General features: G+C 69.2%; 12 protein-coding genes and 1 pseudogene. 10 read left to right on the top strand and 3 right to left on the bottom strand.

Translation table 11 applies throughout. From position 1 onward, the window contains the following. Positions 1-104: 104 nt before the first annotated feature. Positions 105-854, bottom strand: coding sequence for a YaaA family protein (locus H7F38_RS17945; RefSeq protein WP_187091108.1), 750 nt, complete (start codon positions 852-854; stop codon positions 105-107). Between the two features lie 24 nt (positions 855-878). Between H7F38_RS17945 and H7F38_RS17940 the strand changes: the two genes are divergently transcribed. Next, positions 879-1,835 (top strand): GNAT family N-acetyltransferase, encoded by a 957-nt coding sequence (locus H7F38_RS17940; RefSeq protein ID WP_187091107.1) that lies wholly within the window; start codon positions 879-881, stop codon positions 1,833-1,835. Between the two features lie 88 nt (positions 1,836-1,923). Continuing rightward, positions 1,924-3,669 carry a proline--tRNA ligase gene (locus H7F38_RS17935; protein WP_255498051.1) on the top strand — a complete coding sequence of 582 codons (1,746 nt, stop codon included), beginning with the start codon at positions 1,924-1,926 and terminating at the stop codon, positions 3,667-3,669. A 48-nt stretch (positions 3,670-3,717) separates the two neighbouring features. On the opposite strand, the gene H7F38_RS17930 is transcribed toward H7F38_RS17935, so the two are convergent. Together H7F38_RS17930 and H7F38_RS17925 are read right to left on the bottom strand one after the other, a co-directional pair. Beyond that, a complete protein-coding gene (locus H7F38_RS17930) occupies positions 3,718-4,275 on the bottom strand; it encodes a ferritin-like domain-containing protein (RefSeq protein ID WP_187091105.1) in 558 nt (185 codons plus the stop codon). Continuing rightward, on the bottom strand, positions 4,272-4,838 hold the full coding sequence (locus tag H7F38_RS17925; protein WP_187091104.1) for a hypothetical protein: 567 nt from the start codon (positions 4,836-4,838) through the stop codon (positions 4,272-4,274). The genes H7F38_RS17930 and H7F38_RS17925 overlap by 4 nt, the downstream gene beginning before the upstream one ends. A 158-nt stretch (positions 4,839-4,996) precedes the next feature. Between H7F38_RS17925 and rimP the strand changes: the two genes are divergently transcribed. From rimP to H7F38_RS17885, 8 genes and pseudogenes are all read left to right on the top strand, one after another. Next, positions 4,997-5,647: a ribosome maturation factor RimP gene (gene rimP, locus H7F38_RS17920; protein ID WP_187091103.1), complete on the top strand. Its 651-nt coding sequence runs from the start codon at positions 4,997-4,999 to the stop codon at positions 5,645-5,647. Next, a complete protein-coding gene (nusA, locus tag H7F38_RS17915) occupies positions 5,644-6,642 on the top strand; it encodes a transcription termination factor NusA (protein WP_187091102.1) in 999 nt (332 codons plus the stop codon). Before rimP ends, nusA begins: the two co-directional genes overlap by 4 nt. A 113-nt stretch (positions 6,643-6,755) precedes the next feature. Further along, a complete protein-coding gene (locus tag H7F38_RS17910; protein ID WP_187094797.1) occupies positions 6,756-7,064 on the top strand; it encodes a YlxR family protein in 309 nt (102 codons plus the stop codon). 87 nt (positions 7,065-7,151) lie between these two features. Then, on the top strand, positions 7,152-10,136 hold the full coding sequence (gene infB / locus H7F38_RS17905; protein WP_187091101.1) for a translation initiation factor IF-2: 2,985 nt from the start codon (positions 7,152-7,154) through the stop codon (positions 10,134-10,136). A gap of 68 nt (positions 10,137-10,204) precedes the next feature. Beyond that, entirely contained in the window at positions 10,205-10,501 is a 297-nt protein-coding gene (locus H7F38_RS17900; protein WP_187091100.1) for a DUF503 domain-containing protein, read from the top strand. A 35-nt stretch (positions 10,502-10,536) separates the two neighbouring features. Next, positions 10,537-11,067: a 30S ribosome-binding factor RbfA gene (gene rbfA, locus H7F38_RS17895; RefSeq protein ID WP_187091099.1), complete on the top strand. Its 531-nt coding sequence runs from the start codon at positions 10,537-10,539 to the stop codon at positions 11,065-11,067. 41 nt (positions 11,068-11,108) lie between these two features. Further along, positions 11,109-12,086: pseudogene (locus H7F38_RS17890) on the top strand (bifunctional oligoribonuclease/PAP phosphatase NrnA); the annotation flags it as partial. A gap of 176 nt (positions 12,087-12,262) precedes the next feature. Further along, a complete protein-coding gene (locus H7F38_RS17885; protein ID WP_187091098.1) occupies positions 12,263-12,919 on the top strand; it encodes a GntR family transcriptional regulator in 657 nt (218 codons plus the stop codon). The last annotated feature ends 69 nt before the right edge of the window (positions 12,920-12,988 follow it).

The following is a 12,988-nucleotide window of genomic DNA, read 5'->3' as shown; positions in this document are numbered from 1 at the left end:
CATGGATCAACTTCGCTCTTTTGGGACCGGTGTGACAGAAGTTGTCACTTTCGTCCATGCCTGGGAAGTTGATCCACGCCGGACGGGGGACGGGGGGGGGGGCGTCAGTGGACGGGTGGCGCGATCAGGTCGAGCGAGAGTGGGCCGGTGCGTTTGACCGAGAGTCCGGCCCGGTAGGTGAGCGTCAGCAACTTCGGGATGGTGTCGACCCTGCCCCTGGTGGTCGCCACCAGTCGGGCGAGCACACCCTTGATCGCCTTGTTGTCATGGCTCACCGGCTTGGTCTCGCCCGCCCGGGTGACCGTCACCACCCGAACGGCGATCGCGCCGGGAGCCGGTGCGAAGGCCGCGTAGGCGCCGGATCGTAGATCCAGCACCGGCTCGTCCAGACCGGCCAGCACGGCGGCCATCTCGGGTTTCCACAGCGATGCGATCGTCGGGAGGCCGGGCAGTCTGGATCCGGCGGACAGTCGGTAGGCGGGGATGGCACTGTCGCCCGTCAACAGTCCGAACAGCGCCGAGGTGATCAGGATCCTGGGCTCGGCCCTCGAGCGCTCCGACGCGCTCATCGGCGGGGTCTGCATGGACGCGTAGAGCACTCCGGTGTACCGCCGCATGGCTGACGAGGTGGGAGCGCTGGAGAGGACGGCATTCGCCGCGATCTCGTGGTCCAGACCGGCAGATACCTTCAACGCGGCACGCGAGGCGGGTAGATCCGCGGCGAGCGAGGTGAGTGCCGAGACGAGCCGGGCCCTCGTCGGACCCAGGGTGGGAAACGGCAACCCATCGAGATCCAGGACCGGTCCGGCCCCGCCGATCTCCTTGGTTTCCGACGGCGGCAGGAGTACGTACACCAGCGACACGCTAGCGTGCCCGTCATGGATGGCTTCACCTCTCGACCAGTGCTCACCTCCGATGCGCCGGCGCTGCTGGAGATCGAACTGGCTGCCGAAAGGGCAGAACCCGCACAGCACTTCGTCGATCTGGTCCGAATCCGGGAGGAGCTGGCACAGCCGGGCATCGACCTCGAACAGGGCAGCATCGCCGTGCTGTCCGGGGAGTCGATCGTCGGTGTCGGCCTGCTGCAGGCTCGTCCCGCCGAAGAGTCGTGGAAGGCCGGCCTGTTCGGCGGAGTGCTACCGGAATTCCGGCGCCGCGGAATCGGCCGGATGATCCTGGACGGCCTCCAGGACAAGGCGCTGGCCCTGCGGGCGCGGGCCGGCCAGGGGGACCTGCCCGGCGAACTGATGATGTGGGTAGGTGGAGGTCGGGCCTCCGCAGCAGCGTTCGCGGCGGCCGCCGGGTTCAGCAGCCGCCGGTATTTCTTCGAGATGCGGGCCGACCTGGCTCAGGACGTCACCACGCCGTCGGTGGACGGCATCGAGATCCGTGCCTGGAGCCCGGCCGACGACGACGGTGCGCGGCTGGCCTACAACGAGGCTTTCGCCGACCACTGGGGTTCGACCCCGATGACGGTGGACCGGTGGCGGACCAGTTTCGCCGGCTCGGCGTTCTTCCGACCCGAGTTCTCCCGGGTGGCGCTCGCCGACGGCACGGTGGTCGGTTTCGTGATGGTCGCAGAGTTCCCGGCCGCGACCGAGGCCAACGGCCATCGCACCGGATACGTCGACCGGGTGGGATCGGTCCGGTCGGTGCGGGGCCGGGGAGTGGCCGCGGCGATGCTCACCGATTCGATGCGGGCCCAGCGCGAGTCCGGTTGCCGCTACGCCGAACTCGGGGTGGACGCCGATTCGCCGACCGGTGCCGGCCGACTCTACGAGCGGCTCGGCTACGTCCTGCTGCACACCAACCAGGTGCTCGGGCTGGACTTTTGACGTTGCGCGATCCCGTTAGGCTGGATCGGTGCCGGTACAGCTACCGGCGGTATCCCCGATCGAGGAGTTCTGAGCGTTGATAACCCGGATGTCGAACCTGTTCCTTCGCACTCTGCGAGAGGATCCAGCCGACGCCGAGGTGCCGAGCCATCAGCTCCTGGTGCGGGCCGGATACGTACGCCGAGCCGCCCCCGGCATCTATTCGTGGCTGCCCCTGGGTTACCGGGTGCTGCGCAACGTGGAGCGCATCGTCCGCGAGGAGATGGACGGGATCGGCGCCCAGGAGGTCCACTTCCCGGCCCTGCTGCCCCGCGAGCCCTACGAGGCGAGCGGCCGCTGGACCGAGTACGGGGACAACCTCTTCCGCCTGAAGGACCGCAAGGGCGGCGACTACCTGCTGGGGCCGACCCACGAGGAGATGTTCACCCTCCTGGTGAAGGACATCTGTTCCTCCTACAAGAGTCTGCCGCTGGCCCTCTACCAGATCCAGACCAAGTACCGGGACGAGGCACGGCCGAGGGCCGGCATCCTTCGCGGGCGCGAATTCGTCATGAAGGACTCGTACTCCTTCGACATCGACGACGCCGGTCTGGAAGCCTCCTACCAGCGACACCGGGAGGCCTACATCCGCATCTTCGACCGGCTGGGGCTGCGGTACGTCATCGTCGCCGCGACGTCCGGCGCGATGGGAGGCAGTGCGTCGGAGGAGTTCCTGGCCGACTCGGAGGTCGGCGAGGACACGTACGTGCGCTCGCCCGGCGGGTACGCGGCCAACGTCGAGGCGGTCACCACGCCGGTCCCGGATTCGATCCCGTTCGACGACGAACTCCCGGCGCAGATCCGGGACACCCCGGACACACCCACCATCGAGAGCCTCGTCGCCCTCTCCAACACGAGTTTCCCGCGGGCCGACCGATCCTGGACAGCAGCCGACACGCTCAAGAACCTGATCGTGACGCTCCGGATGCCGGACGGCACCCGGGAGGCCTTGGCGATCGGCCTGCCCGGCGACCGGGAGGTGGACATGAAGCGGCTCGAGGCACAGATGGCACCGGCCGAGATCGAGCCGTTCACCGAGGAGGACTTCAGACGTCACCCCACCCTGGTCAAGGGCTACATCGGGCCGGGTGTTCTCGGCACCGCGAAGTCGAGCGGGATCCGGTACCTGCTGGACCCGAGGATCGTCCCCGGGACGCGGTGGATCACCGGCGCGGACGCCCACGGCAAGCATGTCTTCGACCTGACGGCCGGCCGGGATTTCACCGGTGAGGGTGTGGTGGAGGCGGCCGAGATCCTTGCGGGCGACCCGGCGCCGGACGGATCCGGTCCGCTGTCGCTGGCCAGGGGCATCGAGATGGGGCACATCTTCCAACTGGGGCGCAAGTATGCCGACGCGCTCGGCCTGCAGGTGCTCGACCAGAACGGGAAACTGGTCACCGTCACCATGGGCTCCTACGGAGTCGGTGTCTCACGCGCGGTCGCCGCGGTTGCCGAGAACTCCCACGACGACAAGGGTCTCATCTGGCCCCGCGAGCTGGCGCCGGCCGATGTGCACCTGGTGATGGCCGGCAAGTGGCCGGAGGTGGTGGCCGCCGCCGAGGAGATCGCGGGCGAGCTGGACGCCGCGGGCATCTCGGTGCTGCTCGACGACCGCAAGGTGTCACCAGGGGTGAAGTTCGCCGACGCCGAACTGCTGGGCGTGCCGACGATCCTGGTCGTGGGCCGCGGCGTCGGTGACGGCACGGTGGAGATCAAGGACCGCCGCTCCGGGCAGGGCACGGAGGTGGCGGTCGGCGAGGTGGTCGACCGGCTCAAGGCGATCGTCGCGTCCTAGGCCGCCGGTCCATCCGGACCCAGCGAAACGCGGTCCGGCCGGACCCGGTCAGACCCCGCCGGGGAAGGCGACGGTCGCCGGCTGGGTCTTCGCGGCCACCTTCATGGTGGTCAGCCAGACGGCCGAGTCGGACAGTCCGGCCAGGGCCGTGGTCCGGAGGGCGACGCTGTCGGTCGAACCGATGACGCCTCGCCAGGCGGCCGCGCAGTCACCCTCGATCGTCGCGCTGAGGGCTCTGGCGCTCCTGGGGTCGTTGACCTGCTGGGGGATCGAGTAACCGGGCGCCGCGATCGGGGCCTTGGCGCCTCCGCCGGTCAGCAGTCCGGCCGTCGCGTCCCGTCTGGCCAGGTGGCCGTTCCGGATGGTCGCGATGATGTTGGCGTCGTCGGGGTCGTAGGCCGCGACCAGGTCGTAGACCCAGACCGCCACCTGCTCTGCGGCCAGAGCGACCTGCAGGGCCTTGGCGACGTCGTTGGCCAGTTTCCCGGCCGCAGTGGTCGGGGCCGCAGTTCTGGGTGCCGCAGTCGTGGGTGCGGGGGTGGTCGGGACCGAACGCGGCGCGCCGGACACGGCGGCCTGCGGAGCGGGGGTCACGGGTGTCGTCATGAGGTCGTCGCCAGGGCCACGCGGTGGCTGGCCAGGCAGGCCGCGATCGAGCCGAACAGTGCCGCGCGGTACCGGGTCGCCAGCGGGAACGCATCGGTGAACAGACCCTGGGCCTGCGCCGCGTCGGCACCCATGCCGGCCAGGATCAGCACGGACGAGCCCGGAACGGAGATGCTCGGATCCGTGGTCGGCGCCGCCTTCTGCGCGGTGGCAGCCTGCGGACTGGACCTGGCCAGCTCGGCGATCAACTCGGTCAGATGTGCCTGCCGGTCGTCACGCAGCGGCGTCAGCCGGGCGATCAGCGTCTTGTCCGCTGCGATCGAATTGGTCAACCGGACCAGGTGCAGGCGGGTGGTGGCGATCAGCGTCGGGATCGGGTCGGCCACCGGAGCGGCTGCCGCCGTGACCGTCTGGGTCACCCTGGTCGGTGTCGAGAACGGATTGCAGCCGGCGCTGGCCAACAGCGCCGCGGTGCCCGCCCCGACCATCAGCGTTCGCCGCGCCAGCAGCGGGCGGGTCGGGGTCGACGGGGTCGGTGGCGGATGCAGGGGGTTGGAAAACACGACACCATCATGTCAGGACCGCTGTGAGGTCCGGAGACGGATAAGATCACCGTTCGACATCTACCGGCCCGCATCGGTGCGCACGACCCCGGTGCGAACCAGCGCGACTCACCGGGGCCCGGTGCGACGCAGACAACTTCAGACGCCCGGGAGGCACCATGGCAGCGGCAGACCAGGCGAGACTGCGTGAAGTGGTCGACGCCGTCGTCACCCGTGCCGGGTACGACCTGGAGGAGCTGACGGTCGTCGCGGCCGGTCGCCGCCGTCTGCTGCGGGTGGTGATCGACTCCGACCACGGTGTCGACCTCGACGACGCGGCCGCCGTCAGCCGGGACATCTCCGGGGAGTTCGACGATCTGGACGACGACGCCGATCCGATGGGCGCTGCGGCCTACACGCTGGAGGTCACCAGCCCGGGCATCGGACGGCCGCTGACGCTGCCCCGTCATTTTCGTCGGGCCAGGGGCCGGCTGCTGGCCGTCACCGGACCCGACGGTGCGGCGCTGATCGGTCGGGTATTGCGGGCGGGGGACACCGAGGTCGTCCTGCTGGTCGGGAAGTCGGGGCTGGAATCGAGAACGCTGGCCTACTCCGAGATCGCCAGGGCCAGGGTCGAGGTGGAGTTCGGTCCGCCCTCGGCGGCCGTGCTCGCGCTCCTCGGGCCCGAGACCGCGGACAAGTTCGACCAGGACGAGCCGGTCGACCTCGGGGACGAGGATGTGCCGGACGAAGAAGACGATCTGCCGGACGACGAAGAAGATCTGCCGGACGACGACGAAGAAGACGATGAGGTTCGAACGAGAAGATGAACGTTGACATCACAGCGCTGCGCGCGGTCGAGAAAGAGAAGGGGATCGAATTCGATTCCCTCATCGAGACGCTCGAGACGGCGCTGCTGACCGCCTACAAGCACACCGAGGGCCATTTCCAGCACGCCAGGGTCGAGGTGGACCGCAAGAGCGGTGGGATCAGCGTGCTGGTGGCGGAACCGGAGGGCGACGGCGGGTTCGGACCCGAGTTCGACGACACGCCTGACGATTTCGGTCGCATCGCTGCGACCACGGCACGCCAGGTGATCCAGCAGCGACTGCGGGACGCCGAGAACGAGCGCACCTTCGGTGACTTCGCCGGCCGGGAACACGAGCTCATCACCGGCACGGTCAGTGCCGACGCCAAGGTCAACGCGCGTGGCGTCGTCGTGGTCAGCCTCGGCGAGGTCGAGGGCATCATCCCGGCAGCGGAGCAGGCGCCCGGTGAGAGCTACGTCCACGGCCAACGGCTGCGCTGCTACGTGGTGGCCGTCACCCGGGGCGCGCGCGGCGCGCAGATCACCCTGTCCCGCACGCACCCGAACCTGGTCCGCAAGCTGTTCGCGCTGGAGGTCCCGGAGATCGCCGACGGCAGCGTGGAGATCACCGCGGTGGCCAGGGAGGCCGGGCACCGGACCAAGATCGCCGTCCGCCCGATGGTGGCCGGCATCAATGCCAAGGGAGCGTGCATCGGTCCGATGGGCCAACGCGTGCGCGCCGTGATGAGCGAACTCGGCGGCGAGAAGATCGACATCATCGACTGGGACGAGGACCCGGCCACCTTCGTCGGGAACGCACTGTCGCCGGCGCGGGCGCTGTCCATCACCGTCGTCGACGCCGTCGCGAAGGCAGCCAGGGTGATCGTCCCGGATTTCCAGCTCTCGTTGGCCATCGGCAAGGAGGGCCAGAACGCCCGACTGGCGGCCAGACTGACCGGGTGGCGGATCGACATCCGCAGCGATGCCGCACCGGCCGTGCCGCCCGCTACCGATTGAGGCGGTAGACTTAGCCGGTTGGGACGTTTGCACCCTGCTCCACTTGTCACCCGATCGTCCGGTCACCAGATCCTCCTGACTTGCAGTCGTCAGGTCGGCCCTGATGGCAGGTCATCACCAGTTGGACGGATGTCTTGGAGAAGTCGACCGGTCCGATCCGCACGTGCGTCGGTTGCCGTGACAAGGTGGACGCCTCAACACTGCTCCGCGTCGTCGCCGTGGCTGGGGTTCTCACCCCGGATCCCCGGCACCGGCTCCCCGGAAGGGGGGCGTGGCTGCATTCCCGTGTGGAATGCCTGGACCTCGCGGGGCGTCGTCGTGCGTTCGGACGGGCCCTGCGCCTGGCATCCGTGACGCCCGAAAGTTCAGAGGTTCGAGAGTTCCTCGCCCGAGTACATCGAAAGCAGGTCGACCCGTCGTGAGTACGCCGTGAAGTCCCAGCAATGAGCCGGTACAACTAACACGAGGTCGAGCGGTACTTGCCGCCCGGCCTCACCGTAAGGAGAGCAGTGGCAGGCAAGGCCCGAGTGCATGAGCTCGCAAAAGAGCTCGGCAAGTCCAGCAAAGAAATCATCTCCAAGCTCAACGAGTTCGGAGAATTCGTCAAGAGTGCGTCCTCGACCATCGAGGCGCCCGTCGTCCGGAAGTTGCGCGATGCGTTCCCGGCCGGAGCGCCCGCCGCACCGGTGACGAACGGCGGAGGTACCGCGAACGGCGGTACTGCAAACGGTTCCACCGCGAACGGTGGCCACGAAAACGGCGGCTCCGAGACGACCGCCCCTCGCACCACCGCAGTGCGGCCCGGTGCACCGTCGCCGGCACGTCCGGCCCCAGGTGTCCCCAGTACCCCGCGGGTCACCCCCGGAACGCCTGTCGCTCCTGCTCGGGGTGGCGTAGAGGCCCCGGCCGCTGCCGTCACGCCGTCCGTCGTGACACCGGCACCGGCGACCACCGCGCCACCAGCAGTCCCAGCCGACCGGCCGGCGGCCGCAGCATCGGTGGCTCCGGCTCCCGCCCGTCCCGCCACACCGGCTGCTCCGGTGGTCCAGGCCTCGTCGGCGGGGCCGGAATTCAGTGCTCCGCCGACCCAGCCGGCCCCCGCTGATGCCGCGTCCACTCCGGTGGCTCCGCGTCCTCCGCGTGTCCAGGGTGGTGTGCCCGGCGCTCCGCGGACGCCGAGGATGGGCAACAACCCGTTCCGGCCCAGCGGCGCCAGCGCCCCGGTCCGTCCGGGTGGCGTTCCTGGAGCCCCCCGTCCGCCGCAGGCCGCCCCCGGGACCCGTCCCGGTGGCGCGCCGGGCGCCGGCGGACCCCGTCCGGCTCCCGGCGGTGCCCGTCCCGGTGTTCCCGGCGGCGCCCCGCGTCCCGGCACGCCCGGCGGTCGCCCGCCGGCCGCCGGTGGTCCGGCGCGTCCCGGTGCGGGCGGTGGTGCCTACCGCGGTGGTGGTCCCGGTGGGGCTCCGGCCGGTGGCGGCGGGTACCGCGGTCCCGGAGGCGGTGCTCCCAGCGGTGCTCCGGCCGGTGGCGGCGGAGGCCGTCCCGGTGGTGGCGCGCGTGGCCGTGGTGGCGCAGCACCCGGCGCCTTCGGGCGCCAGGGCGGACAGGTCCGCAAGGGCCGGAAGTCCAAGAAGCAGCGCCGTCAGGAATTCGACAACATGCAGGCTCCGTCGATCGGTGGCGTCACGCTGCCGCGCGGCAACGGATCCATCGTGCGGTTGGCCCGCGGATCCTCGCTGAGCGACTTCGCGGACAAAATCGACGCCAACCCGGCCTCGATGGTGCAGGCGTTGTTCCACCTGAACGAGATGGTCACCGCGACCCAGTCGGTCTCGGACGACATCCTCGAGCTCCTCGGCGACGAAATGGGCTACAAGGTCCAGATCGTCTCCCCGGAGGACGAGGACCGCGAGCTGCTCGACACCTTCGACCTGTCCTACGGCGAGAACGAGGGCGGCGAGGACGATCTCCAGATCCGTCCGCCGGTCGTCACCGTCATGGGCCACGTCGATCACGGCAAGACCAAGCTCCTCGACGCCATCCGCAGCACCAACGTGGTGGCGAAGGAAGCAGGTGGCATCACCCAGCACATCGGTGCCTACCAGGTCGCGACGCATCTCAACGACGTCGAGCGTCTGATCACCTTCATCGACACCCCGGGTCACGAGGCGTTCACCGCCATGCGTGCCCGTGGATCGAAGTCCACCGACATCGTGGTGCTGGTGGTCGCGGCCGACGACGGCGTCATGCCGCAGACGGTGGAGGCCATCAACCACGCGAAGGCCGCAGAGGTCCCGATCGTGGTGGCCATCAACAAGATCGACAAGGAAGGCGCGAACCCGGACAAGATCCGGCAGCAGCTGACCGAATACGGTCTGGTCGCCGAGGAGTACGGCGGGGACACCATGTTCGTCGAGATCTCGGCCCGCGCGCGGACCAACATCGACGGCCTGCTCGAAGCCGTCCTGCTGACCGCCGATGCCGCTCTGGATCTCCGGGCCAACCCGGACATGCAGGCGGAGGGTGTGGCCATCGAGGCTCACCTCGACCGTGGTCGTGGCGCCGTCGCCACCGTGCTGGTCCAGCGCGGAACGCTGCGGGTCGGTGACTCGATCGTGGCCGGAAACGCCTACGGCCGGGTCAGGGCGATGCTGGGCGACCACGGCGAGAACGTCGCCGAGGCCACCCCGTCGCGTCCGGTCCAGGTACTCGGGTTCACCTCGGTCCCTGGCGCCGGCGACTCGTTCATGGTCGTCGAAGAGGATCGTGTCGCCCGGCAGATCGCCGAGCGGCGGCAGGCCCGGACCCGCAAGGCCCAGGTCGCCAACCGCCGCCGGGTCACCCTGGAGACCTTCAACGACGCCCTGGCGGAGAAGAAGATCGAGCAGCTCACGCTGATCATCAAGGGTGACAACTCGGGCACCGTCGAGGCGCTCGAGGACTCGCTGATCAAGTTGGACGTCGGCGAGGAGGTCAACCTGCGTGTCGTCCACCGAGGTGTCGGTGGCATCACCCAGGACGACATCAACCTGGCCGTCATCACCGACGCGATCGTCATCGGCTTCAACGTCAAGCCCGTGCGTGGAGTGCAGGACCTGGCGGACCGCGAGGGCGTCGACATCCGGTACTACACGGTGATCTACCAGGCGATCGACGAGATCGAGGCGGCTCTCAAGGGTCTCCTCAAGCCGGAGTTCGAAGAGGTCGCGGTCGGCACCGCCGAAATCCGCGAAGTCTTCCGCTCCAGCAAGTTCGGCAACATCGCCGGCAGCATCGTGCGTTCGGGCGAGATCCGGCGCAATGCGAAGGCCCGCCTGTTGCGGAACGGGGTCGTCATCAACGACAACCTGACGATCGACTCGCTCAAGCGGTTCAAGGACGATGCCACCGAGGTCCGGGAGGGTTTCGAGTGCGGTATCGGGCTCGGCACCTGGAACAACATCGAGGTCGAGGACACCATCGAGACCTACGAGATCCGGGAAAAGCCCCGCGCCTGATCTGATTGCTCCTGGCCGGCGGTACTCCGGTACCGCCGGCCAGGGCCCAGCAGAGGAGGAGGGCTGTCGTGTACGTGGGTGTGCTGGAACTCGATGTCCTGCTGGGACAGGTCGATTCCCTGAAGTACAAGCGCGCGGTGATCCGCCCGATCCTGGCGCGCCTGCGTCGACTCGACGTCTCGGTGACCGAGGCGGGCGACACCGACCGACTGCGCCGGGCGTTGATCGGGGTGGCCACGGTGTCCGGTGACCATGCGCAGGTGCAGCGGGTCCTGGACTCCTGCGAGCGCCAGGTCGCGGGCGAGGTCGAGATCGAACTGCTGGAGGCTCGCCGCCGGGTGATCGGTGCCCAGGACGACGAGTAGTGGCCGATTGTCATTTCTAAGAAGGAGAGTGCCCGATGGCCGATTCGGCAAGGGCTCGCAGGCTGGCCAAACGCATCGTTGCCATCGTGGCCACCGAACTGGAGCTGAGGGTCAAGGACCCGCGTCTCGCGATGATCACCATCACCGCGGCGACCGTCACCCCGGACCTCCGGGAGGCCGTGGTGTTCTACACCGTCTATGGCAACGATGACGACGTGACGTCCACCGCGGCGGCGCTGGCCAGCGCCACTGGTGTCGTGCGCAGTGCGGTCGGCCGGGAGACGGGGATCAAGTTCACCCCGACGCTGGCGTTCAAGCTCGACACCGTGCCGGAGAACGCCCACCGGATCGACGATCTCATCGCGGCGGCGAAGGCGTCGGACGCCGAGGTCGCCTCGCGGGCCGCCGGGGCGCAGTACGCCGGCGACGCGGACCCCTACAAGGTGCCGAGGACCGCCGAGGAGGACTCGGACATCGACGATGACGATGACGATGAGTTGACCGATCGTGACGAAGAGTTGGAGGTATCCAGCCGCCGCGGCTCGGGCCTCCACAACGAGAATTGACGGGGTACGTTGCACATCGGGTCGGTCGTCCGTTCCCGGTCGTGCAGCAGGGGAATCCAGCGGAGGAGGTGTCGGTGACCAGGGCTACCACTTCCTCTCATCGACGTTCGGTCCAGAGGTCCGACAGTCAGCTCGGCGAGCCCAGCGACCTCACGACGGCATGCCGGTTGCTGGAGTCGGCCGCCTCGGTGGTGCTGCTCGCGCACATCTCGCCCGACGCCGATGCCCTGGGCAGCGCACTCGCGCTGGGTCTTGGTCTCGAGGCCGCCGGCACCGAGGTGTGCGTCGCCTTCTCCGAGCCCACCGCGGTGCCGGAATCCCTGCGGGGGCTGCCCGGGCAACATCTGGTCCGCGCCACCGCGGAGGTGCCGTCCGACCCGGACCTGGTGGTCACGCTCGACGTGAACTCGCGGGAGCGCCTCGGTTCGCTGCAGACCCTGTTGGACAGCGCGTCCGACAGCCTGGTGATCGACCACCATGCCTCGAACACCCGGTTCGGCCGCCATCACCTCGTCGAGATCGGTGTCGAATCGACCTCCGTGCTGGTCGCGGCGATCCTCGACCGGCTCGGGCTCGCGATCGACCGCGACATGGCGGCCAACATCTACGCCGGCCTGGCCACCGACACCGTCGGTTTCCGGTTCGCGTCCGCCTCGGCCCACCGGCTGGCTGCCCGTCTGCTGGACGCCGGGGTCAATCCCGACGAACTGATGCGGCCGATCACCGACCTGCACCCGTTCTGTTGGCTCGACATGCTCTCGGGCGTTCTGGGTGCTGCGGTGCTCGACCCGTCGGCCGCCGGCGGGCGTGGCCTGGTCTCGACGGTCATCACGCAGCAGGCCGCGGCCGGGATGCGTCAGGAGGAACTCGACTCGGTCATCGACATCCTGCGGACCGCCGCCCAGGCCCAGGTGGCCGCCGTGCTCAAGCAGACCGGTCCCGATCAGTGGCAGGTGTCCCTGCGGTCGCGTCCCGGCGGTCATGCCGGCGGGCCCGCCGTCTCCGGGGTCGACGTGGCTGCGGTGGCGACCGAGCTCGGCGGCGGCGGCCACGTCCGCGCCGCGGGCTTCGGCTTTCGCGGAACACCGGCGGCCACCATCGAAGCGCTGACGGCTGCGCTGGCGCTGTAGCGCCGGACACACCGGCGGGCCGGTGACTTGATCGGGTCCCCATCGTCGGCCATGATAGATACATCATGGATGCAACAGCCCATCCCTCCGCCGCGGACCGGGTCTACCAGCATGTCCGCGCCGGCATCCTGACTCGACGTCACGCCGACAACGACCTGTTGGCCGAAGGCCGGATCGCCGACGAGACGGGTGTCTCGAGGACCCCGGTGCGCGAGGCTCTGCTCAGGCTGGAGTCCGAAGGCATGGTGCGGCTGCTCCCCAAGCGTGGAGCTCTCGTGCTGCCGGTCAGCGCCCAGGAGTGGCGTGACGTGTTGTCCACCCGCGAACTCGTGGAGACGCACTGCATCCGCGTCGTCATCGAATCAGGCCGGGCCCCGATGTTGTCGCCGGCCCTGGCCCGCTCCCTGGCCGACCTGGGGGAGGCGGCCGCAGCCGGTGATCTGACGGGTTACGTCTCGGCCGACCGCGACTTCCACGCCGGGATCGTCGCGTCGGCCGGTAACAGCATCCTGTCCCGCCTCTACGGTTCGCTTCGCGACCGGCAACTGCGGATGGGAACGGCCAACCTGCTCGCCGAGGGTGGTTTCGCGGACTCCGCCCGGCTGCGCAGGACCATCGCCGATCACCGGGCGATCGCGGACGCGATCGCCCGGGAGGACGTCGCCGACGCCGTGCGACTGACGATCGAACACCTGGCCACTGCGGCCAGATCGCTGGTCTAGGTGGCACCCGCCTGATGAGCGACAGATGAGCGACGGACCCCCACCCGACCGACCGGCGACCGGGCGAGC

It is taken from the genome of Nakamurella sp. PAMC28650, assembly GCF_014303395.1.
In the GTDB taxonomy this organism is placed as follows: domain Bacteria; phylum Actinomycetota; class Actinomycetes; order Mycobacteriales; family Nakamurellaceae; genus Nakamurella.
The sequence above is the reverse complement of the archived record's forward strand: the minus strand, read 5'-3'. Positions and strand labels throughout refer to the sequence as shown.